This window comes from Micromonospora cathayae (genome assembly GCF_028993575.1).
Taxonomy (GTDB): Bacteria; Actinomycetota; Actinomycetes; order Mycobacteriales; family Micromonosporaceae; genus Micromonospora; species Micromonospora cathayae.
In genome coordinates this window covers 3856429-3879690 of record NZ_CP118615.1, presented here as the reverse complement: position 1 = coordinate 3879690, position 23262 = coordinate 3856429, and the positions used below count along the sequence as shown (strand labels likewise).

17 protein-coding genes and 1 pseudogene are annotated in these 23262 nt (G+C 73.9%); 1 reads left to right on the top strand and 17 read right to left on the bottom strand.

The window, feature by feature from the left end:
* The first annotated feature begins 68 nt into the window (after positions 1–68).
* Positions 69–968: a septum formation family protein gene (locus PVK37_RS17770; protein WP_275028568.1), complete on the top strand. Its 900-nt coding sequence runs from the start codon at positions 69–71 to the stop codon at positions 966–968.
* A 254-nt stretch (positions 969–1222) separates the two neighbouring features.
* Here the strand turns inward: PVK37_RS17770 and PVK37_RS17765 are convergent, their stop codons facing one another.
* The 17 genes and pseudogenes from PVK37_RS17765 to PVK37_RS17685 all read right to left on the bottom strand — a co-directional run bounded on the left by PVK37_RS17765 (position 1223) and on the right by PVK37_RS17685 (position 23220).
* Positions 1223–2749, bottom strand: a complete 1527-nt coding sequence (locus PVK37_RS17765) for an RsmB/NOP family class I SAM-dependent RNA methyltransferase (RefSeq protein WP_423791088.1) — start codon at positions 2747–2749, stop codon at positions 1223–1225.
* A gap of 56 nt (positions 2750–2805) precedes the next feature.
* On the bottom strand, positions 2806–3732 hold the full coding sequence (gene fmt / locus PVK37_RS17760; RefSeq protein WP_275035154.1) for a methionyl-tRNA formyltransferase: 927 nt from the start codon (positions 3730–3732) through the stop codon (positions 2806–2808).
* A 5-nt stretch (positions 3733–3737) separates the two neighbouring features.
* Positions 3738–4298, bottom strand: coding sequence for a peptide deformylase (gene def / locus PVK37_RS17755; RefSeq protein ID WP_275028566.1), 561 nt, complete (start codon positions 4296–4298; stop codon positions 3738–3740).
* Between the two features lie 308 nt (positions 4299–4606).
* Positions 4607–5884 (bottom strand): annotated as a pseudogene (locus PVK37_RS17750) (cytochrome P450); the annotation flags it as partial.
* 166 nt (positions 5885–6050) lie between these two features.
* Positions 6051–7034 carry an AAA family ATPase gene (locus PVK37_RS17745; protein WP_275028565.1) on the bottom strand — a complete coding sequence of 328 codons (984 nt, stop codon included), beginning with the start codon at positions 7032–7034 and terminating at the stop codon, positions 6051–6053.
* Between the two features lie 173 nt (positions 7035–7207).
* A complete protein-coding gene (locus PVK37_RS17740) occupies positions 7208–9301 on the bottom strand; it encodes a primosomal protein N' (protein ID WP_275028564.1) in 2094 nt (697 codons plus the stop codon).
* 59 nt (positions 9302–9360) lie between these two features.
* On the bottom strand, positions 9361–10554 hold the full coding sequence (gene metK / locus PVK37_RS17735; protein ID WP_275028562.1) for a methionine adenosyltransferase: 1194 nt from the start codon (positions 10552–10554) through the stop codon (positions 9361–9363).
* 74 nt (positions 10555–10628) lie between these two features.
* Positions 10629–11837 (bottom strand): bifunctional phosphopantothenoylcysteine decarboxylase/phosphopantothenate--cysteine ligase CoaBC, encoded by a 1209-nt coding sequence (gene coaBC / locus PVK37_RS17730; RefSeq protein ID WP_275028561.1) that lies wholly within the window; start codon positions 11835–11837, stop codon positions 10629–10631.
* A gap of 14 nt (positions 11838–11851) precedes the next feature.
* Complete coding sequence (rpoZ, locus tag PVK37_RS17725) at positions 11852–12115, bottom strand: DNA-directed RNA polymerase subunit omega (protein ID WP_007075826.1); 264 nt, start codon at positions 12113–12115, stop codon at positions 11852–11854.
* 383 nt (positions 12116–12498) lie between these two features.
* The gene (gene mihF / locus PVK37_RS17720) at positions 12499–12816 is read right to left on the bottom strand and encodes an integration host factor, actinobacterial type (protein WP_275028560.1); all 318 of its coding nucleotides are present in this window, start codon (positions 12814–12816) and stop codon (positions 12499–12501) included.
* A gap of 149 nt (positions 12817–12965) precedes the next feature.
* Complete coding sequence (gene pyrF / locus PVK37_RS17715; RefSeq protein ID WP_275035153.1) at positions 12966–13832, bottom strand: orotidine-5'-phosphate decarboxylase; 867 nt, start codon at positions 13830–13832, stop codon at positions 12966–12968.
* Positions 13833–14043: 211 nt separating this feature from the next.
* Positions 14044–15318, bottom strand: coding sequence for an adenosylmethionine--8-amino-7-oxononanoate transaminase (locus PVK37_RS17710; RefSeq protein WP_275028559.1), 1275 nt, complete (start codon positions 15316–15318; stop codon positions 14044–14046).
* A 63-nt stretch (positions 15319–15381) separates the two neighbouring features.
* The gene (locus PVK37_RS17705) at positions 15382–16419 is read right to left on the bottom strand and encodes a quinone-dependent dihydroorotate dehydrogenase (protein WP_275028558.1); all 1038 of its coding nucleotides are present in this window, start codon (positions 16417–16419) and stop codon (positions 15382–15384) included.
* A gap of 76 nt (positions 16420–16495) precedes the next feature.
* Positions 16496–19879 (bottom strand): carbamoyl-phosphate synthase large subunit, encoded by a 3384-nt coding sequence (gene carB, locus PVK37_RS17700; RefSeq protein WP_275028557.1) that lies wholly within the window; start codon positions 19877–19879, stop codon positions 16496–16498.
* Complete coding sequence (gene carA, locus PVK37_RS17695) at positions 19872–21020, bottom strand: glutamine-hydrolyzing carbamoyl-phosphate synthase small subunit (protein WP_275028556.1); 1149 nt, start codon at positions 21018–21020, stop codon at positions 19872–19874. Before carA ends, carB begins: the two co-directional genes overlap by 8 nt.
* Positions 21020–22297: a dihydroorotase gene (locus tag PVK37_RS17690; RefSeq protein WP_275028555.1), complete on the bottom strand. Its 1278-nt coding sequence runs from the start codon at positions 22295–22297 to the stop codon at positions 21020–21022. Before PVK37_RS17690 ends, carA begins: the two co-directional genes overlap by 1 nt.
* Positions 22294–23220: an aspartate carbamoyltransferase catalytic subunit gene (locus tag PVK37_RS17685; protein ID WP_275028553.1), complete on the bottom strand. Its 927-nt coding sequence runs from the start codon at positions 23218–23220 to the stop codon at positions 22294–22296. The genes PVK37_RS17690 and PVK37_RS17685 overlap by 4 nt, the downstream gene beginning before the upstream one ends.
* Positions 23221–23262: the final 42 nt, after the last annotated feature.

Genomic DNA, 23262 nt, shown 5'->3' with positions numbered 1-23262 from the left:
ATGCTCCTGCGCCGTGGCGTGCACCTCGGCGGCAGGTGGCGACGCCCACCACGGGGAAGGTTGGGACGATGCGACGGTGGTTGAGGGCGGGCGCCCTGGGTGCGGTGGCGGCCCTGGCGCTGGCCGGCTGCGGGGTGCCCGAGGGCACCGACGGTGACCTGGCCGACGACTGGAAACTCCCGGCCGCGCCGGCGGTGTTCCAGCCGGAGAACGGCACCTGCCACCCCTTCCACCAGCAGATCGGGTACGTCACCTCGTACCAGCCGGTGGCCTGCACCACGGAACACCTCACCGAGACCGTGCACCTGGGCACCCTCACCGGCGCGAACGCCGAACGGTCCACGCCCCCGCCGGTCGGGTCGACCCCGCGGCAGGCGGCGTACGCCGAGTGCCAGCGGGAGATCGCGCGGGTCCTCGGGGCGGACTGGCGGTCGGGACGGATCGGCCTGAGCATCGTGTTCCCGTCGCCGGCCGGGTGGCGCGGCGGGGCCCGCTGGTTCCGGTGCGACCTCGTCGAGCAGACCAGCCTCGAACTGGACGACCCGAAGAAGCGCACCACCAGTCTCGCCGGGGCGTTGAAGCCCGGCTCCCCGCTCACCTACGGCTGCTTCAACGCCACGCTCGACGCCGCGCGCCGGGTGGACGAGATGAACCCGGTGGCGTGCACGAAGCAGCACAACGCCGAGTTCGTCGGGGTCCACGAGGCGGCGGCGGGCAGCTACGCCGCGTTCGAGAAGAACGACGAGAAGATCCACCGGGCCTGCCTGAAGCTGGTCGCCAAGTACGCGAAGCTGCCCGACGACAGCAACCTCAAGTACCGCTCCGGGACGATCGCCTACCAGCCGGACGAGGACGAGTGGGCCGACGGCAACCGCGGGGTGAAGTGCTTCGTGTGGACCGACAAGCGCAAGCTGACCCGCTCGGTCAAGGGTGGCGGCACGAAGGCCCTGCCCATCCAGTACGCCTGAGCACGTCCCCGCGCCCGTAGCGGGCCGGACCGGGGCCCCGTAGCGGGCCGGACCGGGGCCCCGTAGCGGGCCGGACCGGGGCCCCGTAGCGGGCCGGACCGGGGCCCCGTAGCGGGCCGGACCGGGGCCCCGTAGCGGGCCGGACCGGGGCCCCGTAGCGGGCCGGACCGGGGCCCCGTAGCGGGCCGGACCGGGGCCCCGTAGCGGGCCGGACCGGGTGCGCAGCGGACCCGCCGCGCACCCGGTCGTCGGCGTCAGCCCCGGCGCAGCACCGCCAGGAACATCGCGTCGGTGCCGTGCCGGTGCGGCCAGAGCTGCACGGTCGGCCCGGCCCCGAGCCCCGGCATCCCGGCCGGCAGCAGTTCCCGCGCGTCCACGAAGTCCACCGGCGCCCCGCAGCGGCGGGCCGCCTCGGTGACCGTCACGTGCGTCTCCACCGTGTGCGGCGAGCACGTCACGTACGCGACCAGGCCGCCCGGCCGGGCCGCCCGCAGGCCGGCGACGAGCAGTTCCCGCTGGAGCCGGGTCAGTGGCGGCAGGTCGGACGGCTGGCGACGCCAGCGCGACTCCGGCCGGCGGCGCAGGGACCCCAGCCCGGTGCAGGGCGCGTCCACCAGCACCCGGTCGAAGTGCTCCTCCGGCAGTTTCGGGTCGGACCCGACGGTGCGCCCGTCGGTCGCCAGCACGGTCACCGGCAACCCCCGGGTGGCCTGGGCGACCAGGCGGGCCCGGTGCTCGGCCACCTCGACCGCGGTCACCCGGGCACCCCGCTGGGCGGCGAGCGCGCTGAGCAGGCCGGTCTTGCCGCCCGGCCCGGCGCAGAGGTCCAGCCAGCGGCCGTCCGGGCCGTCCAGCGGCGCGTCGGCCAGCGCCGCCGCCACCAGCTGGGAGCCCTCGTCCTGCACGTGCGCCCGGCCCTCGGCCAGGGCAGGCAGGTCACCGGGCGCGCCGCCGGCCAGGTAGACCGCGTACGGGGAGAACGCCCCCGGCGCGCCACCGACCGCGTCGGCCAGCTCCACCGGGTCGGCCAGCCCCGGCCGGGCGCACAGGTGCACCGGCGCGGGGTCGTTGTCCTCGATCAGCAACCGGGTCGTCTCCCCCAGGTCACCGCCGAGCGCCTCGGCGAACGCCCGGACGATCCACTGTGGATGGCTGTGGGCCAGCGCGAGATGCCCGATCGGGTCGCTCTCCATCGCCGGAGCGAGCCGCTGCACCCAGGCGTCCGCGTCCCGGCCGGCGACCTCCCGCAGCACCGCGTTGGCGAAGCCGGTCGCCCCGGGCGCGACCGCCCGGACCAGGTCCACCGTGGACGAGACCGCCGCGTGCGGCGGAACCCGGGTGTGCAGGAGTTGGTACGCGCCGAGCCGCAGCGCGTCACGGACCGGCGGGTCGATCCGGGCGACGTCCCGTCCGGCGGCGTCGGTGAGGATGGCGTCGAGGGTGCCCACCGCCCGTAGGGTGCCGTAGGTCAGCTCGGTGGCGAAGGCCGCGTCCCGGCCGTACAGCCCCGCGTCGCGCAGGACCGCCGGCAGGACCAGGTTGGCGTACGCGTCGTCCCGGTGCACCGCCGCGAGCGCCTCGTACGCCGCGTACCGTGGCCGGTCCACGGCGGGCCGGACGGGCCGCCCACCACGCCGGTCGCCACCGCCGGCCGGGCGGTCACCGCGCTGCGGACGCTCGTCCCGACGACCCGCCCCGAACCGCTCGTCCCGTCGCCCGGTCCCGGCACGGTCGTCCCGACGGTCCGTCCCGGCGCGGTCGTCCCGGCGGTCCGTCGTCACGGCGCGGTCGTCCCGGCGGTCCGCTCCGGAACCGTCGGCGCGCTCCTGCGGGCCGGTCACGCGAACTGCTCGCCGGCGTCGACCCGGACGCCGCGCGCCCAGTCGGTGGCCGGCATCGGCTTCTTGCCGGCGGCGCGCACCTCGCCCAGCGCCACCGGGGTGGTGGCCGTGCCGGCCAGCACCCGCTTGCGCTCCACCAGCAGTTCACCCGGCTTCAGCTCGGGGCCGTCGGGCACCGGCCGCACCGGACCGAGCTTGACCCGGTCGCCACGGAACGTCGTCCACCCGCCGGGGGCCGGGGTACAGGCGCGGATCCGCCGGTCCACCGCGAAGGCCGGGTCGGTCCACCGGACCTGGGCGTCCTCCACGGTCAGCTTCGGCGCCAGCGACACCCCGTCCGCCGGTTGCGGCTCGGCGCGGGCGGTACCGTCGGCGATCGCGTCGAGGACCGCCACCAGCAGGCCCGCGCCGGAGCCGGCCAGCCGGTCCAGCAGGTCGCCGGAGGTGTCCTGGGGACGGATCTGGTCGGTGAGCGTGCCGTAGACCGGGCCGGTGTCCAGGCCCTCCTCCAGCTGGAACACGCTCGCCCCGGTCAGCTCGTCACCGTGCAGCACCGCGTGCTGCACGGGTGCGGCCCCCCGCCAGGCGGGCAGCAGGGAGAAGTGCAGGTTGACCCAGCCGTGCCGGGGGATCTCCAACGCGACCGGCGGCACCAGCGCACCGTACGCGACCACCGGCACGCAGTCCGGGGCCAGCTCGCGGAGCCGGTCGAGGAACTCCGGCTCCCGGGGCCGGGCCGGGGTGAGCACCTCGACGCCGTGCGCGTCGGCCCACGCGCCGACCGGGGACCGGACCAGGCCACGGCCCCGCCCGGCGGGCGCGTCCGGCCGGGTCACCACGGCGACCAGCTCGTGCCGGGAGGCGGCGACCGCCTGCAGGGCGGGAAGCGCGACAGCCGGCGTACCGGCGAAGACCAACCGCAACCCGGTCACCGCCCCAGGCCGAACGGGCTGGCGGAACCGTGCGGGTTCAGCTTGACCACCGGCGGCGCGCCGGCGTCGTACCACTCGGCCTGCCGGATCGCCTTCATCGCCTCCTTGCGGCCGGCCGGGTCCAGCCGGTCGACGAACAGCACCCCGTCGAGGTGGTCGGTCTCATGCTGCACACAGCGGGCCATCAGGCCGGTGCCGACGATCTGCATCGGGTCACCGTACGCGTTGAAGCCCTTGGCGATGACATTCTGCCGACGCTTGGTGTCGAAGTAGAGCCCGGGGATGGACAGGCAGCCCTCCGGGCCGTCCTGCTCCTCCTCGTCGGGGAACTCCAGCACCGGGTTGACCAGGTGCCCGAGCACGTCGTCGACGTCGAAGGTGAACACCCGCAGGCCCACACCGAGCTGCGGGGCGGCCAGGCCGGCCCCGCTCTGCTCACGCATCGTGTCGGTCAGGTCGGCGACGAGCTTGCGCAGCTCGGCGTCGAAGTCGACCACCGGATCGGCCGGCGTGCGCAGCACCGGATCCCCGAACAGACGGATGGGCTGGACGGTCACGCGGGATGGCTCCTTCGTCGGTGGGACGGTGTCGTGCCGTACCAGTCTACGGAGTGTCCGGACCGGCCCCGGCGGTGTACCGCCACCAGCGGCACGCCGCCCGGTGACCCGCCGCCCCACCGCTCGTCCACCGACGCACCGGCCCCGGGGACGCCGGCCGGTTACCGACGTACCGCACCCGCAGACGTACCGGCCGGTTACCGACGTACCGGCCCTCGGCGACGTGCCGACCGTCAGCGACGGTCGACGGTCGGCCGGCGGCCGGCCGGGACCGACGGTGACTGAAGGTCGGCCGGGACCGACGACCAGGGCTGAGGGGCGGCCGGGACCGACGGTGACTGCGGGTCGGCCGGGACCGACGACGGGGGCCGGGGGCCGAGGGTCACCGGGAGGCTCTGGTAGCCGCGCAGGGTCAGTCGGGTCCGGTGCTGCGGCTCGCCGGCCAACGCCAGGCCGGGCAACGTCCGCAGCAGCAGGGGGAAGGCGATCTCGGCCTCCAGCCGGGCCAGCGCCGCGCCGAGGCAGTAGTGCGGCCCACCACCGAAGGAGAGCGGCTGGTTGTGCGGGCGGGACGGATCGAACCGGGACGGGTCGGGGAAGCGTTCCGGGTCCCGGTTGCCCGCGCCGAGCAGGAGCAGCACCCGGTGTCCGGCCGGCACCGGCACCCCGGCCAGGGTCAGCTCGACGGTGCTGGTCCGGCTGGTCATCTGCACCGGGGAGTCGATCCGGAGCAGTTCCGCCACGTACGCCCCGGCCCGGTCGGGGTCGGCGCGCAACGCGTCGGCGTGCGCCGGGTGCCGCAGCAGCACCACCAGCCCGTTGCCGATCAGGTTGGTGGTGGTCTCGAACCCGGCCACCAGCAGGATCACCAGGTTCGCCAGGAGTTCGTCGCCGGAGATCCGGCCGACCTCGGCGTCGTGCGCCCGCACCAGCGCGGTGACCAGGTCGTCGGCCGGGTCCCGGCGGCGGGCGTCGACCAGCGCGGCGACGTAGTCGCGCAGCGCAAGCGCACCCCGGTCGGCGACGGCCAGGTCGGACTCGGTGAGGTCCGGTTCCAGCGCGCCGGCCAGGTCGATGGTCCACGCCCGGAACGCGTCCCGGTCCCCGGCCGGCACGCCGAGCAGGGCGCAGATCACCCCGATCGGCAGTGGGTAGGCGAACTCGGCCAGCACGTCGACGGTGGCCCCGCCGGCGCCCCGGGCGACCATCGCCTTCAGCAGCTCGGTGGCCTGGGCGGTCACCACCTCCCGCAGGGCGGCGATCCGGCGGGGGGTGAACGCCGCGGCGACGAGCTGCCGCATCCGTCCGTGGTCGGGCGGGTTGGCGCGCAGCATCGACCGGGCGATGGTGGCGACCGCCGGGCTGGTCGACCAGCCCGCGATCGGGGTGGCCGGCAGCGGCTCGTACGTCACCCCGAACCGGGGGTCCCGCAGTGTCTCGTCGATGACCGCGTAGCCGGTGGCGACGTGCACGCCCAGGTCGGTCCCCACCACCGGCCCGTACGCCCGTAGCCGCTCGTACGCCGGATAGGGGTCGGTCCGCCCCTGTGGGGAGAACAGCAGGCTGACGGCCTCGGTCACGTCCATGGTCGACCTCCGTCGACGGCGCTCGGGGCCTCATCATGCCCCGATCACCCTCGGTGGCGGAAACCTGACGCGCCGTGGAGGTCGGGCGGCATCGCGCCGCGGGCGGCGGCGACGGGTCGGGTCAGACCACGGTCGTGCGCTGCGCGCCGGCCGACGCCACGCCGGATCAGTTCCCGGCGGCCGGGTCGCCGGCGAGTACCGCGTCGGGGGTGCGCAGGGCGTGCTCCGGCAGCGGAAGCTGGATCTTGTGGGCGGCGGCCCAGTCCTGGACCGTGCCGGCCCGGACCTGGCGGGTGAAGTACTCCGCCGCGCTGAGCCCGTCCACGACCAACTCGTCGACCTCGGCGGCCAGCCGGGCCGGCACCAGCGTGAACCCGTTCTGGATCGCGGCGCTGAGCCGGCGGTGCCCGTCCACCACGAAGAAGTACTCGCCGGAGTAGCCGATGGTCAGCGGTTCCAGCCCCTGGTCGCCGCCGGCGGCCACCGACCCGACGAAGTCGCTGTCCCACAGGCCGGGCAGGTTCTGCACGTCCTCGGTCGGGTAGACCCGGGCCGGGTCGAGCAGCAGCAGCGGCGGGGCGTCGCGGAGCACGTCGGCGGCGAGCCGGCCCTCGTACGCGTCGATGACGTGCGTGATGACCTGTTCCGGGGTGGCCCGGGTGGTGTCGCAGATCAGGTCGTAGTTACGCAGCCGGGCCTTGTCCACGCCGTACCGGACGATGAACCGGTTCCGCTCGCTCTCGCTGCGTTCCCGCAGCCGCTCCTTGGCCTCCTCCAGCGAGGTGTAGCTCTCCGCCGGGCCGGACGGCCGCAGCAGCACCCGCCGGGCCGCCTCACCCGGCTCGGTGATCATGTGCACCTTGAGCGCGTCGGTGAAGAAGTGCCAGGCCAGCCGGGAATCCATCACCAGCGACTCGCCGGAGGCGGCGATGTCCCGCTGGAGCTGGTCGACGTAGCCGTCGACCGCCTGGTCCAGCTCGGCGTGCAGGTTGAGCTGGAGCGCGGTCATCTGCCGCTCCTGGGCCATCTGCCGGTACAGGTCGCCGACACTGACCCGCCGCAGGCCGAGCCGCTTGGCGATCTCAATGGAGACGGTGCTCTTGCCGCTACCGAGGTCACCGTTGAAGACGATCGATTGACGAACGGTCACGACTGATCCACCTTCTGATCACCGGCTGGTTGACATCATCGATATGGGCGTCGGATCGACGCGCTCCCGGCATCGTCACGCGGTGCGGGCGCGGACATGGGGGGCGATGCTACCACGGTCGTCCCAGGGCATTCCCGGCGAACACCGCGGCACCGGACGGATACGCCACCCCCTCAGAACAGCTCCAGCGGGTCCACCTGCACCCGGACCGGATCGACGGCCTTGCGGGCGGCCCGGACCCCGGCGGCGGCGTGCAGCGCCCCGGCCAGGGCGGCGGCCCGGCCACGCGGCACCCGGACCAGCATCCGTTCCCGGTCGTCGGCGGCCGGAACCGGGCCGAGCACCTCGGCCTGCTCCGGGAGCCGGGCCTCGGCCAGCAGGTCGGCCACCGCCGCCGCCGACCCGGTCACGCTGGCCATCCGGACCGCCGGCGGGAAGCCCAGCTCCCGCCGTTCGGCCAGCTCCCGGGCAGCGAACCAGGCCGGATCCCAGCGCAGCAGCGCCTGCACCGGGGCGAGCGCCCCGTCGGCGACCACCACCACCCGGCCACCGTCCGCCGCCGGCCGGGCCAGCGCCGCGGCGGCCAGCCAACGCCGCAGGGTCTCCTCACCGGCGCGCAGGTCGGCCCGGGTCAGCAGGGCCCAGGAGTCGAGCAGCAGCACCGCGCCGAACCCGCCCTCGGCGACCGGCTCGGCCCCGGGGGTGGCGACCACCAGGCCGGCGCCGCCGGGCACCCGGGCCAGCACCTCCTCCCGGCCCGAGGTCCGCACCGGCACCCCGGGGAAGGCCCGGCCCAGCTCCTCGGCGGTACGCCGGGCACCGGTCACCGCGGCCCGCAGCCGCCGTCCCCCGCACTCCGGGCAGGCGTACGCGGCGGCGACCCGGCCGCACCAGCGGCAGGCGGGGGCCCCTCGGGCGGACGGCAGGGCGAGCGGGCCGGCGCAGTGCGGGCAGCGGGCCGGGGCCCGGCACTCGGCGCAGGAGACCGAGGGCAGGTAGCCCCGGCGGGGCACCTGCACCAGCACCGGGGTGTCGGCGCGCAGCGCGTCCCGGGCGGTGGTCCAGGCCAGGCTGGGCAGCCGGGCGGTGGCGGCGGCCGGGTCGCGGGCCAGTTGCGGGTCGTCGCCGGTCGGGGCGATGGCCGGGGTACGTGCCCGGACCGTCTCCCGGGCCGCCACCAGCTCCCGTGCCCAGCCGGTCTCCACCAGCAGTTGCGCCTCGGCGGTCCGGGCGTACCCGCCGACCAGGACGGCGGCGTCGCCGAGCTGGGCCCGGGTGAGCAGCACCTCACGGGCGTGCGGGTACGGGGCCCGGGGCTCGGCGTGCAGGTCGTCCCCGTCGTCCCAGACGGCGACCAGCCCGAGCCGCGCCACCGGGGCGAACATGGCCGCGCGGGTACCCACCACCACCGGTACCCGGCCGCGTCGGGCGGCGAGGAAGGCCCGGTAGCGGCGGGCCGGGCCGAGCGCGGCGGAGAGCGCCACGTGCCGGTCCGGGCCGAGCGCGACGGTCAGCGCGGCGTCGAGCCGGTCCAGATCCCGGGCGTCGGCGACCACGGCCACCACGCCCCGTCCGCCGCGTACCGTCGCCGCAGCCGCCTCGGCGAACCGGGCCGGCCAGTCCTCGCCGGGCAGCGCCGACCAGACCGCGCGGGCGGCCCGGCCGTCGGTCAGCGCCCGGAGGAAGCCCGGACCGGCCGGGTACGCCGCCCAGCCGTCCCCGCTCCGAGCTGAGCCGTTCGCGGAGCCGGGCACCCCGGCCGGAGCCGGGACGCCGGACCGGGACGCGGCGGCCGGAGCCGGGCGGTCCACCGGGTCGGATTGGGATGCGCCGGCCGGAGCCGTCCCGGCCACCCCCGGACCCGCCGGAGTTCCCCCGGGCGGGACGCCGGGGGCGGGGTCATGGTCGTGCTCGTCGTCGGGTACCGGCGAGGGCTCGTCGGGTACCGGTTCCTTCTCCACCCGGGCGTGCCGGGGTGGGACCGCGAGCCGGAGCACGTCGGCGAGGCTGCCGGCGTACCGGTCGGCGACCGCGCGGGCCAGCCGGGCGACCTCCGGGTCCAGCACCGGCTCGGGCGAGACCAGTTTCTCCAGGTACGCCAGTTTGCCGGAGTGGTCGGACCGGCCGGTGCGTTCGAGCAGCCAGCCGTCGACGAGCTGGCCGGCGAACCGCACCTTGACCCGGGTGCCGGGTACCGCCTCGGCGGCCAGCTCGGCCGGGACCAGGTAGTCGAAGGGGCGGTCCAGGTGGGCCAGCGGGACGTCCACGCAGACCCGGGCGACCGGCGTCCCGTCTGCGGGTCGCCGGTCGTCGGGTGCGCGGCGGCTCAGGCGCCGGCTGCCGACTTGAGGTCGGCGGCTCGGTCGGTGTTCTCCCAGGTGAGGTCGGGGAGTTCGCGGCCGAAGTGGCCGTAGGCGGCGGTTTGTTGGTAGATGGGGCGCATGAGGTTGAGGTCGCGGATGATGGCGGCGGGTCGGAGGTCGAAGATCTCCTTGACGGCCTTTTCGATCTTGTCGACGGGGACGTTCTCGGTGCCGAAGGTTTCGATGAAGAGGCTGACGGGGTGGGCTTTGCCGATGGCGTAGGCGACTTGGGCTTCGCAGCGTTCGGCGAGTCCGGCGGCGACGATGTTCTTGGCGACCCAGCGCATGGCGTAGGCGGCGGAGCGGTCGACTTTGGAGGGGTCTTTGCCGGAGAAGGCGCCGCCGCCGTGGCGGGCGTAGCCGCCGTAGGTGTCGACGATGATTTTGCGTCCGGTGAGGCCGGCGTCGCCCATGGGGCCGCCGATCTCGAATCGGCCGGTGGGGTTGACCAGGAGGCGGTACCCCTCGGTCTCCAGGCCGAGACCCTCCAGCTCCGGAGCGATCACGTGCTCCCGCACGTCCGGGGTGAGCAGGGACTCCAGCGAGATGTCGGCGGCGTGCTGGCTGGAGACCACCACGGTGTTCAGCCGGACCGGCCGCAGGCCGTCGTACTCGATGGTGACCTGGGTCTTGCCGTCGGGCCGCAGGTACGGGATGGTGCCGTCCTTGCGGACCGCCGACAGCCGGCGGGCCAGGCGGTGGGCCAGCGCGATCGGCAGGGGCATCAGTTCCGGGGTCTCCGAACAGGCGAACCCGAACATCATGCCCTGGTCACCGGCGCCCTGCGCGTCCAGCGCCGACTCCGACGACCCCGACCGCAACTCGATCGCGTTGTCCACACCCTGCGCGATGTCCGGCGACTGCGCCCCGATCGACACACTCACCCCACACGACGCCCCGTCGAAACCCTTCTTCGACGAGTCGTACCCGATCCCCAGGATCGTCTCCCGCACGATCGTCGGGATGTCGGCGTACGCCTTCGTGGTCACCTCACCGGCGACATGCACCTGACCAGTCGTGATCAAGGTCTCCACCGCGACCCGCGAATGCGGATCCTGCCCCAACAGGGCATCCAGGATCCCATCACTGATCTGATCGGCGATCTTGTCCGGATGGCCCTCCGTGACCGACTCGGACGTGAAAAGGCGGCGTGGCACGGCACTCCTCAGCAGTAAAGGTCGTCCGCGGCAGTGTAGTCGTACCGCCCGGCCGGATGTGTGTGACCGCTCAGTTATGAACGAACCGTCAAGCGGGTCACCACGAGGTCCCACACGTCGTCGGCCAGGTCCTCCTTGGCCCGTTCCGGGATGGTCCGCAGCGACCCGTCCGCCCCGATGACGGTCGCCGCGTTCGTCTCGGCGCCGAAGACCTTGTCCACGCCGACCTCGTTGACCACGATGAGGTCCGCCCGCTTGCGGGCGAGCTTGGCCCGGCCGTTGGCCTCGGCGTCACCGGTCTCGGCGGCGAACACCACCAGCACCTGCCCCGGCCGACGACGCGCCCCCAGCTCGGCCGCGATGTCGGGATTGGTCACCAGTTCGATGGTCGGCGCGGGGCCGTCCGCCGACTTCTTGATTTTGCCAGGCGCGTAGACCGCCGGCCGGAAATCCGCCGGAGCCGCCGCCATCACCACCACGTCGGCGTTCTCCGCCGCGGCGAGGGTGGCGGTCCGCAGTTCCTCGGTGGTGCCGACCCGGACCAGGTCCACCCCGGCCGGATCCGGCAACGCCACGTTGGCCGAGACCAGGGTCACCCTGGCTCCCCGGGCCACGGCGGCCCGGGCGAAGGCGTACCCCTGCTTGCCGGAGGACCGGTTACCCAGGAAACGCACCGGGTCGAGGGGCTCGCGGGTGCCGCCGGCGGTGACCACCACCCGGCGGCCGGCCAGGTCGGCCGGAGCGCTGCCGCCCCGGCGCAGCGCCCGCCGGGCCACGGCGAAGATCTCCGCCGGATCCGGCAGCCGCCCCTTGCCGCTGTCCGCGCCGGTGAGCCGGCCCACCGCCGGCTCGATCACCAGGACGCCCCGGGAGCGGAGCGTGGCCACGTTCGCCACGGTCGCCGGGTTCTCCCACATCTCGGTGTGCATGGCCGGGGCCAGCAGCACCGGGCAGCGGGCGGTCAGCAGGGTGTTGGTGAGCAGGTCGTCGGCGAGCCCGTGGGCCGCCTTCGCCATCAGGTCGGCGGTGGCCGGCGCGACCACGACCAGGTCGGCCTGCTGGCCGAGGCGTACGTGCGGCACCTCGTGCACGTCGGCCCAGACGTCGTCGGCGACCGGCTGGCCGGAGAGCGCCGCCCAGGTCGGCGCTCCGACGAAGCGCAGCGCCGACGCGGTCGGCACGACCCGGACGTGGTGGCCCGACTCGGTGAAGAGCCGCAGCAGCTCGCACGCCTTGTAGGCGGCGATGCCGCCGCCTACCCCGAGGACGATCCGGGCGGACATCGGCGGGACGGGTACTACGGCTGGTCGGTCGGCTCGGCGGTGAGCAGACCGGCGTTGATCTCGCGCATGGCGATCGAGAGCGGCTTCTCCTGGGGAGTGGTCTCCACCAGCGGGCCGACGTACTCCAGCAGGCCCTCACCGAGCTGGCTGTAGTAGGCGTTGACCTGGCGGGCCCGCTTGGCGGCGAAGATCACCAGAGCGTACTTCGAGGTGGTCTTCTCCAGCAGCTCGTCGATCGGCGGGTTGGTGATGCCCTCGGGGTTGGCGATGGATCCCACGAAAAACCTCTGCGTCTTTAAGCAACCGCGCGCGGCGCGGCGGGTCAGTCAACCGCGCGGTCGCGGTTGGACCGGAGCCGGAAAGGACGAACCGAGCAATCCTACCAGCCCGGTTGTCACCCGTTCGAGCAGGTCACGCTCGGGACGTCGACGGGCGGACCCGACGGGCGCGGGGCCCGGACAGCCGGAACCCGCCGACCGCGACCAGCGGGGGCGGACCCGGCGGGCGCGGAGTGAGGTCCACGTCGACGCACGACGCGCCCGGACGGCATCGACACCACCGCCCCGACCGGCCCCGAAGGAGCCGGCGGGGGCGGCGGGCCGAGCCGCCGGGCGCGTTCCGTCACCCGGGTGCACCGTCCGGTGGCACCCGGGTCACGGGGTCAGTTCGCGGCGAACTCTCCCAGCAGCGCCTTGCGCTGCTGCTCACCGAGACCGCGCAGCCGGCGGCTGTCCGCGATCTTCAGCTTCTCCATGATCTGGGTCGCCCGGATCTTGCCGATGCCCGGCATGGACTGGAGGACGGCCGAAACTTTCAGCTTGCCCACGACGTCGTCGGACTCGGCGCGCTCGAGGACGGAAGCGAGGGTGGTCTTGCCCTGCTTGAGCTGCTCCTTCAGCTCGGCACGGGCTTTGCGGATCTCCGCGGCCTTCTCCAGCGCGGCCGCGCGCTGCTCAGGGGTCAGTGACGGGAGCGGCACCAGTTCTCCTCAGGTCCCTATCGCGACGGGCGGGACGCGCCGCCGCTTCTGTGAAACGTGGTGTCGCTGGGAGCCAAAGGGGTCCGTGGTTCCCAGCGCGGGGAAAACTAGCGGTCAACGGAACTTTCGGCAACGTGGACGCGCGGCGATCATCGTTCGGTGACCGACCCGTCAGTCAGTTTCGGGGCGTCGAGAACCCGCCGGCACTCGGCCGCCGCCTGCTCGGCCGCCGCCCGGAGCGCGGCCGGATCGGGTCCCGCGGCGAGCACCTGACGGGAGTACGACGGGAGGACGCCGGAGAGTGCGGGACCGAAGACGGTGCGCAGATCGGCGGCGGTCGCGCCCTGCGCGCCGAGCCCCGGAGCGAGCAGTGGACCGTTGACGCGGGACAGGTCGTGGCCGGTGTCGCCGATCGTCGCGCCGACCACCAGTCCCATGCTGCCGAGCGGCTCCGCACCCGCGTTGAGCTGCGCAATCTCGTCGATGACCGCCTGCGCCACGGTCCGTCCGTCGGCGCCTCGGGCCCGCTGCACCGCGCCGCCCTCGGGGTTCGAGGTGAGCGCCAGGACGAAGACCCCGCCGCCGTGCCGGGTGGCCGTGTCGAACATCGGGGCCAGCGAACCTACTCCCAGGTAGGGGCTCGCCGTGACCGCGTCGACATACAGCGGGCTGGATGGATCGAGATACGCGGCGGCGTACGCGGCAACGGTCGATCCGATGTCGCCCCGCTTGACGTCGAGCAGAACGAGCGAGCCGGCATCCCGCAACTGTCGGATAGTTGACTCAAGGACGGCGACGCCCCGCGAGCCGAACCGCTCGAAGAAGGCCGACTGGGGTTTGACCACCGCAACCTGGTCACCGAGGGCTTCGGTGACGGTCCGGGCGAACCGGTCGAGGCCCGACACGTCGTCGGGCAGCCCCCAGCGGGCCAGCAGCCCGGGGTGCGGGTCGATCCCCACACAGAGCGGCCCGCGCTCGCGCATGGCCCGGTGCAGTCGGACGCCGAAGCTCTCCATCTGCTGTCGTCTCCTCTCCTGTCGGCCGCCCCGGTGCCGCTCCTCGTCGGTCACCACCGGCATGCTCGTACGTTGACGCCGCCACCCCGGTGGCGGATGGTGCGGCCCACGGCCAGCGCGGCGCACCTTCGGCCACCCGCCCCGGCGGCGGCACGTCCCAGGCCACCGCGACGGCGGCTGGCCCACCCACCGGCGCGGGCAGCGGCACGTTTCAGCCCGCCGCGACGGCGGCGGCGATCCCGGCGGCGATCCGGGCCAGGTCCGCGTCGTCGGTCAGGTAGGGCGGCATGGTGTAGACCAGGTCCCGGAACGGGCGCAGCCAGACGCCCTCGGCGACCGCGGCGGCGGTGGCCGCCGGCAGGTCCACCTCGTGGTCGAGCTGCACCACCCCGATCGCGCCGAGCACCCGGACGTCGGCCACCCCGGCCGCGCCCCGCAACGGCTCCAGACCCGTCAGTAACCCCCGTTCCACCCTGGACACCTCGGCGGCCCAGTCTCCGGCCCGCAGCAGGCCGATGGAGGCGTTCGCGACGGCACAGGCGAGCGGGTTGCCCATGAACGTCGGACCGTGCGCCAGCACCCCGTCGACGGAGATGCCCCGGGCCACCTCCGGGGTGCACAGCGCGGCGGCCAGGCTCAGGTAACCGCCGGTGAGCGCCTTGCCGACGCAGAGCACGTCCGGTGTCACCCCGGCGTGCTCGGCGGCGAACATCGTCCCGGTCCGGCCGAAACCGGTGGCGATCTCGTCGAAGACCAGCAGCACCCCGTGCGCGGCGGTCACCTCGCGCAGCACCCGCAGGTACTCCGGGTGGTGGAAGCGCATCCCGCCGGCGCCCTGCACCACCGGCTCCACGATCACCGTGGCCAGCTCGTGGGCGTGCCGTTCCACCGCCTCGACCAGCGCGTCGACGTACGCCGGGTCGACCGGGGCGGTGAAGCCGGCCGGGGGCACCGGGGCGAACACCTGCCGGGGCAGCACGTCGCCCCACAGGTGGTGCATGCCGCCCACCGGGTCGCAGACGCTCATCGGGTGGAAGGTGTCGCCGTGGTAACCGCCCCGCCAGGTACCCAGCCGGCGGCGTTCCGGCCGACCGGTGGCCCGCTGGTACTGCAGGCACATCTTGACCGCGACCTCGACCGAGACCGAGCCGGAGTCGCAGAGGAAGACCCGCTCCAAGCCGTCCGGGGCCAGTTCGACCAGGGTACGGGCCAGCCGGACCGCCGGTTCGTGGGTCAGCCCGCCGAACATCACGTGGCTCATCCGGCCCACCTGGTCGACCACGGCCGCGTCGAGCGTCGGGTGCCGGTAGCCGTGGATCGCCGCCCACCAGGACGACATCCCGTCCACCAGTTCCCGCCCGTCGGCCAGCCGGAGCCGGACCCCGGCCGCCTCCGCCACCACGTACGGCGGGACGGCCGGCGGCAGTGGCGCGTACGGGTGCCACACGTGCTCCCGGTCGACGGTCAGGATCTCCTCAGGCGTCACGCGCCCCTCCCCGTGTCTCCTCGTCGCCGTCGACCGGTCGGCCGGCACCGCCGTCGGCGCACCCTAGGCCGGTGTGCCGACGGCGGGGGCGGTACGGCTGCCCCGGGCGACCGCCCGGACCAGGGCCGGGCCCCGGTAGATGAACCCGGTGTAGAGCTGCACCAGGCTGGCCCCGGCGTCGAACATCCGGGCCGCGTCGTCCGGTTCGACGATGCCGCCGACGCCGACCACCGGTAGCCGGCCGCCGGTCTCCCGGTGCACGAAGCCGACCACCTCCCGGGCCCGTGCCGCGAGCGGGCGACCGGACAGTCCGCCGGTCTCCGCGCCACGCGCCCGGTCGGCCGGGGCCAGTCCGTCCCGGGACAGCGTGGTGTTGGTGGCGATCACCCCGGCGGCCCCCCGGGCCAGGCAGACCTCCAGCAGCTCGGCGATGGCCGGCCAGGTCAGGTCCGGGGCGATCTTCACCAGCACCGGCTTCTCCCCCACCAGCGCGGCCAGCAGCACGTCGAGGTGCTCCCGGTCCTGGAGGGCGCGCAGTCCGGGGGTGTTCGGGGACGAGACGTTGACCGCGAAGTAGTCCCCGTGGTCACGCAGGACCCGGTACGAGGCGAGGTAGTCGTCGACCGCCTCCGCCAGTGGGGTGACCTTGGACTTGCCCAGCGAGATACCCAGCGGCACGCCGAGCGGGCGGGACAGCGCGGCGAGCCGGGCCGCGAGGGCTTCGGCGCCGGCGTTGTTGAAGCCCATCCGGTTGACCACGGCCTCGCTGGCCCGCAGCCGGAACAGCCGGGGCCGGGGGTTGCCCGGCTGGGCGTGCGCGGTGACCGTGCCGACCTCGACGAACCCGAAGCCGAGCGCCGGCCAGGCCGGCAACGCCCGCCCGTCCTTGTCCATCCCCGCGGCAAGCCCGACCGGATTCGGAAACTCGACCCCGAACACCCTGCGCGGCGCGGCGACCGCGTACCGGGACCGCAGCACGGCCAGCAGCGCCCCCCGCCGCGACACCCCGGCCAGCCGCTCCAGCGTCCACTCGTGCGCCGCCTCCGCGTCCCCGCCCCCCACCCGGAACAACCCCGCCCGGAGCGTCCGCTCGAACATCACCGTGTGCCACCCCCCTCGCCGTCGATCATGAAGTTGTCGTCCGGGCCACCGGCGTGTCGCGTCACCAACTTCATGATCAACGGGGTGGGGTGGGGGTGGTGCGGAGGGTGGCGTGCAGTTCCTGGAGGGGGCGGACGCGCATGTCGCCGCGGATGCGGGCCTCGATGCCCATCACCGCCGCCGCCGCGCCGGGGACGGTGGTGATGCAGGGGATGTCGGCGGTGACCGCCGCGCTGCGGATCTCGTAGCCGTCGGAGCGGGCGCTCGCGCCGGAACCCTGCGGAGTGTTGATCACCAGGGCGACCTCGCCACCGAGGATCAGCGACACCGCGTCGTCATCCTGACCGGCCTCGTAGTGCTTACGGATCTGCTCGCAGGCGATCCCGTGCCGGCGCAGCACCTCGGCGGTACCGGTGGTGGCCAGGATCTCGAAGCCCAGGTCGGCCAGCCGCTTGATCGGGAAGATCATGCCGCGCTTGTCCCGGTTCGCCACCGAGACGAAGATCCGTCCCGAGGTCGGCAACGAGCCGTACGCGGCGGACTGGCTCTTGGCGAAGGCGTGCCCGAAGGCGGTGTCGATGCCCATCACCTCGCCGGTGGACTTCATCTCCGGGCCGAGCAGCGAGTCCACCCCCTTGCCGGTGGGGGTACGGAACCGCTTGAACGGCAGCACCGCCTCCTTCACCGCGATCGGGGCGTCCGGCGGCAGCACGCCACCGTCCCCGGTCGCCGGGAGCAGCCCCTCGGCGCGCAGCTCGGCGATGGTCGCGCCGAGCGCGATCCGGGCCGCCGCCTTCGCCAGCGGCACCGCGGTCGCCTTCGAGACGAACGGGACGGTCCGGGACGCCCGCGGGTTGGCCTCCAGCACGTAGAGCATGTCGTCCTTGAGGGCGTACTGCACGTTGAGCAGGCCGCGCACCCCGACGCCCCGGGCGATCGCCTCGGTGTACCGGCGCACCTGGCTCAGATGCGAGCTGGCCAGGGTGATCGGCGGCAGCGCGCAGGACGAGTCGCCGGAGTGGATGCCGGCCTCCTCGATGTGCTCCATCACCCCACCGAGGTAGACCTCGCCGTCGGCGTCGCAGAGCGCGTCCACGTCGATCTCGATGGCGTCGTCGAGGAAGCGGTCCACCAGCACCGGGTGGTCCGGGGAGATGTCGGTGGCCCGGCCGATGTAGTCGCGCAGCGTGGCGTCGTCGTAGACGATCTCCATGCCCCGACCGCCGAGCACGTACGACGGGCGGACCAGCACCGGGTACCCGATCTCGTCGGCGATCGCCTTGGCGTCGTCGTACGAGGTGGCGGTACCGTGCGCGGGGGCGCGCAGCCCGGCGCGGGCCAGCACCGCCCCGAACGCGCCCCGCTCCTCGGCCAGGTGGATCGACTCCGGCGAGGTGCCGACCACCGGCACGCCGGCGTCCTTGAGCCGCTGGGCCAGACCGAGCGGGGTCTGCCCGCCCAACTGGACGATCACCCCGACCACGCCCGGCCCGCCGGCCGCCTTGCCGGAGGTGTCCTCGGCGTGCCAGACCTCCAGGACGTCCTCGAAGGTCAGCGGCTCGAAGTAGAGCCGGTCGGCGGTGTCGTAGTCGGTGGAGACGGTCTCCGGGTTGCAGTTGACCATGACGGTCTCGTAGCCGGTCGCCGCGCCCGGACCGACCGGCGCGCTGCGCAACGCCATCACCGCGTGCACGCACGAGTAGTCGAACTCGATGCCCTGACCGATCCGGTTCGGCCCGGAGCCGAGGATCAGCACCTTGGGCCGGTCCGAGCCGACCACCTCGGTCTCCGCGTCGTACGACGAGTAGTGGTACGGCGTGGTGGCGCCGAACTCGGCCGCGCAGGTGTCCACCGTCTTGTAGACCGGCCGGACGGCCAGCCGGTGCCGCAGCGTACGGACGCCGTCCTCGGCGGCCAGCTCGGGGCGGAGCGCGGCGAGCTGCCGGTCGGACAGCCCGGCCCGCTTGGCCCGACGCAGCAGGTCCACGTCGAGCACCGGGGCCTCGACGATCTCGGCGCGCAGCTCCACCAGGGCGACGATCTGGTCCAGGAACCACGGGTCGATCCCGCCGGACGCCGCGCTCACCTCGGCGATCGAGGCGCCCAGCCGCAGCGCCCGCTCGACGGTGTAGAGCCGGCCGTCGTGCGGCATCCGCAGCGCGTCGAGGGTGTTCTCCTTCGTCGCGTCCGCCGGGTCGGGCTGGGTCCAGAACCCGGCCGCCTTCGTCTCCATCGAGCGCATCGCCTTGTTCAGCGCCTCGGTGAAGTTGCGGCCCAGGCTCATCGCCTCGCCGACCGACTTCATCGTGGTGGTGAGTTCCGGATCCGCGCCGGGGAACTTCTCGAACGCGAACCGGGGGATCTTCACCACCACGTAGTCGAGCGTCGGCTCGAACGCGGCCGGGGTCTTCAGGGTGATGTCGTTGGGGATCTCGTCCAGGGTGTAGCCGATGGCCAGCTTCGCGGCGATCTTGGCGATCGGGAAGCCGGTCGCCTTCGAGGCCAGCGCCGAGGAACGGGACACCCGGGGGTTCATCTCGATCACCACGATCCGGCCGTCGGCCGGGTTCACCGCGAACTGGATGTTGCAGCCGCCGGTGTCCACGCCGACCTCGCGCAGCACCGCGATGCCCAGGTCACGCAGGCGCTGGTACTCCCGGTCGGTGAGCGTCATGGCCGGGGCGACGGTGACGCTGTCGCCGGTGTGCACGCCCATCGGGTCGACGTTCTCGATCGAGCAGACCACCACGACGTTGTCGTTGCGGTCCCGCATCAGTTCGAGTTCGTACTCCTTCCAGCCGAGCACGCTCTCCTCGATGAGCACCTCGTGCACCGGGCTGGCGGCCAGCCCGGACCCGGCGATGCGCTCCAGGTCCTCCGGGGTGTGCGCCATGCCGGAGCCCAGGCCGCCCATGGTGAACGACGGCCGGATCACCACCGGCAGGCCCAGCTCGGCGACGGTGTCCCGGACCTCGTCCATCGAGTGGCAGACCCGGGAGCGGGGCACCAGGGCGGCCGGGTCGGCGAAGCCGAGCCGTACCCCGGCCTTGGCGACGATGTCCTTGAACAGCTGCCGGTCCTCGCCGCGCCGGATCGCCTCGATGTTCGCGCCGATCAGCTCGACGCCGTACTTGTCGAGCACGCCCGCCTCGTGCAGCGCCACCGCCGTGTTCAGCGCGGTCTGCCCGCCCAGGGTGGGCAGCAGCGCGTCCGGGCGTTCCTTGGCGATGACCAGCTCGACGAACTCCGGGGTGATCGGCTCGACGTACGTGGCGTCGGCGAACTCCGGGTCGGTCATGATGGTGGCCGGGTTGGAGTTGACCAGGCTGACCCGGATCCCCTCGCTGCGCAGCACCCGGCACGCCTGGGTGCCGGAGTAGTCGAACTCGCAGGCCTGACCGATCACGATCGGCCCGGAACCGATCACCAGGATGTGCTTGAGGTCCGTCCGCTTAGGCATGCTGCTTACCGCCTTCGATCAACTGGGCGAAGCGGTCGAAGAGGTAGTCCGCGTCGTGCGGGCCGGCCGCCGCCTCGGGGTGGTACTGGACGGTGAACGCGGGCACGTCCTTCGCCCGCAGGCCCTCGACCACGTTGTCGTTCAGGCAGACGTGACTGATCTCGACCCCGCCGAACTCGGTGTCGATGATCCGGTCGGGCACCACGGCGCCGGGCTCGGCACCGGGGAACTGCACCGCGAAACCGTGGTTGTGGCTGGTCACCTCGACCTTACCGGTGGCCCGGTCCAGCACCGGCTGGTTGATGCCCCGGTGCCCGTAGCCGAGCTTGTAGGTGCCGAAGCCGAGCGCCCGGCCGAGGATCTGGCTGCCGAAGCAGATGCCGAACAGCGGGATCCGCCGGGTCAGCACCTCCCGGGCCAGGGCCACCGGCGCGTCGGCGGTGGCCGGGTCACCGGGGCCGGGCGAGAGGAACACCGCGTCCGCGCCGACGGCGAGCAGGTCGTCGATGGTCGACGTGGCCGGCAGCACGTGGGTGGTGACCCCCCGGGCGGCCAGCCGGCGCGGCACGTTGCGCTTGATGCCCAGGTCCAGGGCGGCGACGGTGAACCGGTGGGTGCCGTCCGCCTCGACCACGTACGGCCGCGCGGTGGTCACCTCGGCGGACAGGTCCGCGCCGACCATCGCCGGGGCCTGCCGCACCCGGGCCAGCAGGGCACGCGGGTCGGTCTCGACGCTGGAGACCCCGACCCGCATCGCGCCGCGTTCGCGCAGGTGCCGGGTCAGCGCCCGGGTGTCCACGCCGGCGATGCCGACCACACCCTCGGCGTCCAGCCGCTCGGCCAGACCGCCGGTGGCCCGCCAGTTCGAGGCGGTCCGGGCCGGGTCGCGGACCACGTAGCCGGCCACCCAGATCCGGGACGACTCGTCGTCCTCGTCGTTGACGCCCGTGTTGCCGATGTGCGGGGCGGTCTGCACCACCACCTGCCGGTGGTACGACGGGTCGGTGAGGGTCTCCTGGTAGCCGGTCATGCCGGTGTTGAAGACCGCCTCGCCGAAGGTCTCCCCGACCCGGCCGTACGCCTCGCCGTGGAAGGTGCGCCCGTCTTCGAGGACGAGGATCGCGGCTCTCCGATTCGCCATTACCTGACCGCCTTTCCGTCCAGGACCGTCGGCTCGCCGCGCAGGAAGGTCGCCACGATGCGACCCGGCAGCGTCATGCGGGCGTACGGGGTGTTGCGACTACGGCTGGCCAGCTCGGCCGGCTCGATCACGCGCCGGGCGGCCGGGTCGACCAGGGTGAGGTTGGCCGGGACACCGGGGGCCGGGTCCACGCCGTGGCCGGTCAGCCCGGCGATCCGGGCCGGGGTGCGGGACATCCGCTCGGCGATCAGGTCCCACTCCGGGCCGAGCACGTCCAGCGCGATGGACAGCGCCGTCTCCAGCCCGACCATGCCCGGCCGGGCGTACGCCCACTCGCACTCCTTGTCCTCCACGGCGTGCGGGGCGTGGTCGGTGGCGATGATGTCGATCACACCCTCGACCAGGGCGGCGCGCAGCGCGGCGATGTCGGTGGCGGTCCGCAGCGGCGGGTTGACCTTGTAGACCGGGTCGTACGTCTCGGCGAGCGTGTCGGTGAGCAGCAGGTGGTGCGGGGTGACCTCGGCGGTGACCCGTACCCCCCGGGCCTTGGCCTGGCGCAGCACCTCGACGCTGCCGGCGGTGGAGACGTGGCAGACGTGCAGCCGGCTGCCGACGTGCTCGGCGAGCAGCACGTCCCGGGCGATGATCGCCTCCTCGGCGACCGCCGGCCAGCCGGTCAGCCCGAGCCGGGTGGAGACCTCACCCTCGTGCATCTGCGCGCCCTCGGTGAGCCGGGGCTCCTCGGCGTGCTGGGCGATGATCCCGTCGAACGCCTTGACGTACTCCAGCGCCCGGCGCATCAGCTTCGGGTCGGCGACGCAGTGCCCGTCGTCGGAGAAGATCCGCACCCGGGCCGCCGAGTCGGCCATCGCGCCCAGCTCGGCGAGGCGTTCCCCGGCCAGCCCGACGGTGACCGCGCCGATCGGCTGGACGTCGACCAGCCGGGCCTCCCGGCCGAGCCGCCAGACCTGCTCGACCACGCCGGCGGTGTCGGCGACCGGGGAGGTGTTCGCCATCGCGCAGACCGCGGTGTAGCCGCCGAGCGCCGCCGCCCGGGAGCCGGACTCCACGGTCTCGGCGTCCTCCCGGCCCGGTTCGCGCAGGTGGGTGTGCAGGTCGACCAGGCCGGGCAGGGCGACCAGCCCGGCCGCGTCGAGCACGGTGGCGTCCGGCGCGGTCAGGCCGGGGCCGGCCTCGGCGACGACGCCGTCGCGGACCAGCAGGTCGGTGGGGTCACCGCCGACGACGCTGACCCCCTTGATCAGGTACGCGGTCATGAGTTGTTCCCCCCGAGCAGCAGGTAGAGGACGGCCATCCGGACGGAGACCCCGTTGGTGACCTGTTCGACGATGGTGGAGCGGGGTGAGTCGGCCACCTCGGGCGTGATCTCCATGCCCCGGTTCATCGGGCCGGGGTGCATGACGATCGCGTGTTCCGGCAGGCGGCGCATGCGCGGGCCGTCCAGGCCGTAGCGGCGGGCGTACTCGCGGGCGGACGGGAAGTACGAGTCGCTCATCCGTTCCCGCTGCACCCGCAGCATCATCACCACGTCCGCCTGGGGCAGCACGGCGTCCAGGTCGTAGCAGACGTCGGTGCCGGGGGCGAGGGCCTGGGCGATGTCGACCGGGATGAGGGTGGGCGGGCCGACCAGGGTGACCTTCGCGCCGAGGGTGGACAGCAGCAGCACGTTGGAGCGGGCCACCCGGCTGTGCAGCACGTCACCCACCACCGCGACGTGCAGGCCGGCGAGCCGGCCCAGCCGGGACCGCATGGTGTACGCGTCCAGCAGGGCCTGGGTGGGGTGCTCGTGGGTGCCGTCGCCGGCGTTGACCACGCTGCCGTCGACCCAGTTCGCCAGCCGGTGCGGGGCGCCGGAGGCCGGGTGGCGGACCACCACCGCGTCGGCGCCCATCGCCTGGAGGGTCAGCGCGGTGTCCTTCAGGCTCTCGCCCTTGGCGACGCTGGACCCCTTCGCCGAGAAGTTGATCACATCGGCGCTGAGTCGCTTGGCCGCCGCCTCGAACGAGATCCGGGTCCGGGTGGAGTCCTCGTAGAAGAGGTTCACCACGGTCCGGCCGCGCAGCGCGGGCAGCTTCTTGACCTCCCGCCCGGCGACGGTGGCCATCTGGGCGGCGGTGTCCAGGATCAGGGTGGCGGTGGGCGCGTCCAGGTCCGCCCCGGAGAGCAGGTGCCGGATCATGCGGCCTGCACCTGCCTTTCGTTCGCGACTGCGGGGCTCCGC

What these genes read in the sequence shown, in the direction of transcription:
- PVK37_RS17685 (WP_275028553.1), bottom strand. Translation starts at nt 23,220, where the DNA reads ATGATCCGGCACCTGCTCTCCGGGGCGGACCTGGACGCGCCCACCGCC.
- PVK37_RS17770 (WP_275028568.1), top strand. Translation starts at nt 69, where the DNA reads ATGCGACGGTGGTTGAGGGCGGGCGCCCTGGGTGCGGTGGCGGCCCTG.
- carB (WP_275028557.1), bottom strand. Translation starts at nt 19,879, where the DNA reads ATGCCTAAGCGGACGGACCTCAAGCACATCCTGGTGATCGGTTCCGGG.
- pyrF (WP_275035153.1), bottom strand. Translation starts at nt 13,832, where the DNA reads ATGGAGAGCTTCGGCGTCCGACTGCACCGGGCCATGCGCGAGCGCGGG.
- coaBC (WP_275028561.1), bottom strand. Translation starts at nt 11,837, where the DNA reads ATGTCCGCCCGGATCGTCCTCGGGGTAGGCGGCGGCATCGCCGCCTAC.
- carA (WP_275028556.1), bottom strand. Translation starts at nt 21,020, where the DNA reads ATGGCGAATCGGAGAGCCGCGATCCTCGTCCTCGAAGACGGGCGCACC.
- PVK37_RS17690 (WP_275028555.1), bottom strand. Translation starts at nt 22,297, where the DNA reads ATGACCGCGTACCTGATCAAGGGGGTCAGCGTCGTCGGCGGTGACCCC.